General features: G+C 62.8%; 6 protein-coding genes. 5 read left to right on the top strand and 1 reads right to left on the bottom strand.

The features are described from left to right. Positions 1-59: 59 nt before the first annotated feature. The 5 genes from HC022_RS20600 (at position 60) to HC022_RS20580 (ending at position 3,485) form a co-directional block, all read left to right on the top strand. Entirely contained in the window at positions 60-581 is a 522-nt protein-coding gene (locus HC022_RS20600; RefSeq protein ID WP_167453664.1) for a hypothetical protein, read from the top strand. 71 nt (positions 582-652) lie between these two features. Next, a complete protein-coding gene (locus HC022_RS20595) occupies positions 653-1,072 on the top strand; it encodes a hypothetical protein (RefSeq protein WP_167453663.1) in 420 nt (139 codons plus the stop codon). A 154-nt stretch (positions 1,073-1,226) separates the two neighbouring features. Further along, positions 1,227-1,574: a hypothetical protein gene (locus HC022_RS20590; protein WP_167453662.1), complete on the top strand. Its 348-nt coding sequence runs from the start codon at positions 1,227-1,229 to the stop codon at positions 1,572-1,574. Between the two features lie 157 nt (positions 1,575-1,731). After that, the gene (locus tag HC022_RS20585) at positions 1,732-1,908 is read left to right on the top strand and encodes a hypothetical protein (protein ID WP_167453661.1); all 177 of its coding nucleotides are present in this window, start codon (positions 1,732-1,734) and stop codon (positions 1,906-1,908) included. Next, positions 1,905-3,485 carry a recombinase family protein gene (locus HC022_RS20580; RefSeq protein WP_167453660.1) on the top strand — a complete coding sequence of 527 codons (1,581 nt, stop codon included), beginning with the start codon at positions 1,905-1,907 and terminating at the stop codon, positions 3,483-3,485. Before HC022_RS20585 ends, HC022_RS20580 begins: the two co-directional genes overlap by 4 nt. A gap of 197 nt (positions 3,486-3,682) precedes the next feature. Here the strand turns inward: HC022_RS20580 and HC022_RS20575 are convergent. Further along, the coding region (locus tag HC022_RS20575) for a phosphoribosyltransferase family protein (protein ID WP_303049086.1) at positions 3,683-4,032 on the bottom strand (350 nt) is incomplete at its 5' end.

Raw genomic sequence — 4,032 nt, 5'->3', positions numbered from 1 at the left:
CGCCTTCGGAGAAAGGGTGAGGTCGGGACGCGTCGATCATCCAACCAAAGGAGAGATCGATGTTCGATCAGACGACCCAAGAGACGGCCCACTGGGCCGATGACATTCAGCGCGGCGATATCGTGCTGTTCAGGTTCCCCGTGCGCAACGCGAAGGCTGCCGACGGAATGCCCGTCACGCGTCCGTGCCTCGTGATGGAGGTCGATGGCGAGGGCGAGACCCGGCGCCTCGTGCTCGCCTACGGCACCTCACGGATCGCGGCCACCAACACCGGTTACGACATCGCTGTGAAAGGCGCTGAACTGAAGGCCGCAGGCATGACGCGGCCGACCCGTTTCATCGGTGCGCGGCTGCTGTCCGTCAGTCCGAACCATACCGGCCTCATGACCGGCGACCTCGGCACGCCCCTGGTGGGGCAGCTCACCGGCAAGAGCCTTAACCGGATGCATTGGGTGCGCGGGCGGCTCCACGCTGAGCACAACATCGCGGCGGAACGCCGGCGGGAGAACACGCCGCGCGCGGTCACGGTGGAGCATCGCGCTCGCCGCAAAGCCACCCCCGGACGCCCGAAGGCCGCGTGACGACCGGCTGCGTGACCGGCCCCTCGGCATGAGGGCCGGTCCCACACCGGTTCGCAGAGATGGAGATGAAGATGTTCCCGACCCCCACGACATACCCGACCGAAAACACGCATCGCATGGTGATGTTTCTCGACCAGAAACTGCACGGCGACTACGAGCGGATGGAAGACATTCTCGCCGACGCCGCCCGCCACGTGCGCCGTGCAGAAGAAGCGATCGCTCAGCTGCCCTACGACGCGTTCAAACCTGTCCAAGGCTGGGTCAGAGACCTCGGCAAGCACGCAGAGAAGCGCCGCTTCCTGACCGAAGATTTCCGCCATGCCGCGCAATCGGCGCTTCGTGAACTTGTCAAGCTCGACCCGGACGAGGCACCCGCTCTGATCGACAGCGCGATGCGTAACCTGCGGGATGCGCTCGAGGCGTCGCACCGGGTCACCGACCTCCTCGCTGCCGAACAGGAGATTTCCCGGCATCGCGGTCAGCACGGCTGATCCAGAGATCGGCTGGACTGGATCCCCCGCCGACAGGGCGCGCCAGCACGGAAACACCCTTTCTGCTGCAAAAGCTGGCGCGTCCGACAAACCACACGGCAGAGGCGGGTCCGCGAGGCGTCATGCCGATCTCAATATTCAGGAGGAGCAAGCGATGACGCTGAGTGACGATAGGGCGAAGCACCTGGGACTGACCGAGATGGCACTTCGAGCCGCCAACCCGGATCTGCCGGACCTGCGGTTGATGGGGCAGTCGCATTACTGGCCTATCGACAGCCTCGCCTTCGTGGAGGTGCACGGTGGGCCTCGAGATCGCGATCGACGGCGCGCACTCCGCGCCGAAGCCGAGCGCATCTTGCTCCATCTTGGCTGCGAGGTGCGTCTCGAACACGGGCGCGACATCTACCTGCTCGAACCGCAGCGACCGGAAACGGCGCACGAGGAACTGCGGATGCTCCTCAGATTGCGAAGAGCCCTTTCTGAGGTGCCCCAGAGTCCCTGAGGGACGATCAAAAGAGGCCTGAAATCAGTAGGTTGAAGTGGACTTCTAGCCGCCGTGAAATTTATTTTTTGTCTCCCTGCAAAAACAACATCTCCTTCGCGGTCGAATGACATCGGCCAGCGCCCACCCGCACCGGTGGAATGGAAAGGACATCCCGATGCCCACCAAGAACGACAGCCGATACGAAGTTACCGTGCACACCACCACGATTGTCTGCCCTCCCGCGATGATCGGATTGATCGGCATTCTGGCCAAGGCGACCGCCCGTCAGATTGCCGAAGCGGCGACCGCCGCGAACGCTGATTGCGCACCCGCCGAGAAGGTTCGGCGGTGAAGAAGCGGGTCGCGATATACGCCCGCTACAGTGCCGACCTCCAGAAGGCGACCTCCATCACCGACCAGGTGGCCATGGCGCAGAAATACTGTGATGAACAGGGATACGAGGTCGTAGAGGTCTTCTCGGATGAGGAAGTCACGGGGCGCCACTTGCGTCGTCCCGGCTTTCAAAAGCTGAAAAAAGCCGTCGAGGAGCGTCGGATAGATCTGGTCGTGGTCGAAATGCTCGATCGCCTATCCCGCCGGACGGCCGACGCTCTCCATAGCTGGGAGCTGCTTCAGTTCTCCGGAGTCGATCTTTTCTCGATCAAGGAGGGTCAACAGGACTTCCTGACCGTTCTGCTGCGCGGATACGGCGCTCAGGCTTTCTCCGAGAGCATCGGGTTTCATACCCGCCGTGGCATGCAGGGCGCATTGGGCCGGGGTCGCCTGCACACCTCAGCCTACGGCTATCGCGTGCTTTCCGAGAAGACCGAAGGGCTCAGCCGTGAAGTGGACGCCGAGCAGGCGCTCATCGTTCTGCGGATTTACGAGGAAGCGGCTGAAGGCAAATCAGCGCTCCAGATCGCCCGTGGCCTGAATGCTGATGGCATAAAGGCCCCACGCGGCGGCACCTGGGACGCGTCAACGATCCGCGGCAACCGGAAGCGCGGCGAAGGCATCCTGCACAACCGGCTCTACATCGGCGAAGCGCAGGTCTGCCGAACCACGCAGAGCTATCACCCGGAAACGGGTGCGCGCAGGGGCGATCTGTCTCCGAACGAGACGGTTTCGGCGAACTTTCCCGAACTGCAAATCGTTCCCGACAAGCTCTGGGCGGCGGTCCAGGCCAAACAAAAGGCCGATCAGGTGGGAAAGTCGGAAAATCCCGTCAGGTCTCGGCGTCGGAAGCATCTGTTTTCCGGTCTTCTGGTCTGCGGCTGCTGCGGCGCTCATTATGTCAAGATGAGCACCACGAGCTTCGCCTGCAACGAAGGCCGCAAGAAGGTCTGCAAGAACCGCAAGAGCATCTCGCAGAGGCGCCTCGAGCGGCGGGTCTTCGGTCGGCTGCGTGATGCTTTCCGCTCACCCGAGCTGTTTGCTGCTTTCGAGGATGCCTTGCGCGAAGAAAGGCAGAAGCTGGCCAGTTTCGATCCCGCGACGGAGATCGCGCGTGTCGAAGCCCAGATCCGCAAGGAAGAGGCCAAACAGGAGAGCATCTTCCGTGCGATCGAAGAAGGCGCTCCCTACGCCGCGTTCCGAGCCCGTTCCGAAGCGATCGACGCCGAACTCAGCGCCCTGCGGGCCCGTCTCGAAGAGGTCGGTTCCCGTGGCCAGATGACCGCGCGCGATCTGCCGGACACGGCCACGCTCTTTGCTCGGGCCGTCGATGCCATGGAAACGCTGCTCGGCGATCCGGACCTCGTCCATCAGGCCCATACCTACCTGCGCAGCCTGATCACCCGTATCGTCCTGGTGCCGGACCCGGAAGCGGAGCACGGAGTGTCGATCAAGCTGGAAACGGATTTCGCGGCGCTGCTGGGGGGAGCGAAAACCGGCAAGACGCACACGCTGGTAAGCAGCCTCATTTGCTAAGCCAATGAAATGTAGCGACGCCGAGGACATCCTGTCCTCGGCGTCTTTATTAGATGAAAAACTTCAAAATTAGATGAAAAACTTCAAATATCGGTTGGGGAGGGGGCGCTGCCCCCTCTTGGCCTGCGGCCAATTCACCCCCGGAGTTTATCCGGCAAGATGAAGGGGACGGCGTCGCGCCCCCTTCGGACGGAGGCTCAGAGGATGCCTTCGTAGATCGGGCCGAGGGTGTCGGTCTCGAACAGAGAGGACACCGAGGTGCCGTTCCAAATGTTGAGAATTGCCTGCGCGAACATCGGCGCGGTCGGCACGATGCGGATGTTGGGGGCGGCGGCGACGTCCTCGGTGGCGGCGATGCTGTCGGTGATCACCAGCGACTTCATCACCGAATTTTTCACGCGCTCGACCGCGGGGCCCGAGAGCACGCCGTGGGTGATGTAGGCGTGGACCTCGGTGGCGCCGTGCTCCATCAGCACCTCGGCGGCCTTGCAGAGCGTGCCGGCGGTGTCGCAGATGTCGTCGACGATGATGCATTTCTTGCCGGTCA

It is taken from the genome of Salipiger sp. HF18 (assembly GCF_011806505.1).
GTDB classification, from domain to species: Bacteria; Pseudomonadota; Alphaproteobacteria; order Rhodobacterales; family Rhodobacteraceae; genus Salipiger; species Salipiger thiooxidans.
This window is presented reverse-complemented; position numbering and strand designations above follow the sequence as displayed.

Excerpts from the sequence above, each read along its gene's own strand:
- HC022_RS20600 (WP_167453664.1), top strand. The coding sequence starts at position 60 with ATGTTCGATCAGACGACCCAAGAGACGGCCCACTGGGCCGATGACATT.
- HC022_RS20595 (WP_167453663.1), top strand. The coding sequence starts at position 653 with ATGTTCCCGACCCCCACGACATACCCGACCGAAAACACGCATCGCATG.
- HC022_RS20590 (WP_167453662.1), top strand. The coding sequence starts at position 1,227 with ATGACGCTGAGTGACGATAGGGCGAAGCACCTGGGACTGACCGAGATG.
- HC022_RS20585 (WP_167453661.1), top strand. The coding sequence starts at position 1,732 with ATGCCCACCAAGAACGACAGCCGATACGAAGTTACCGTGCACACCACC.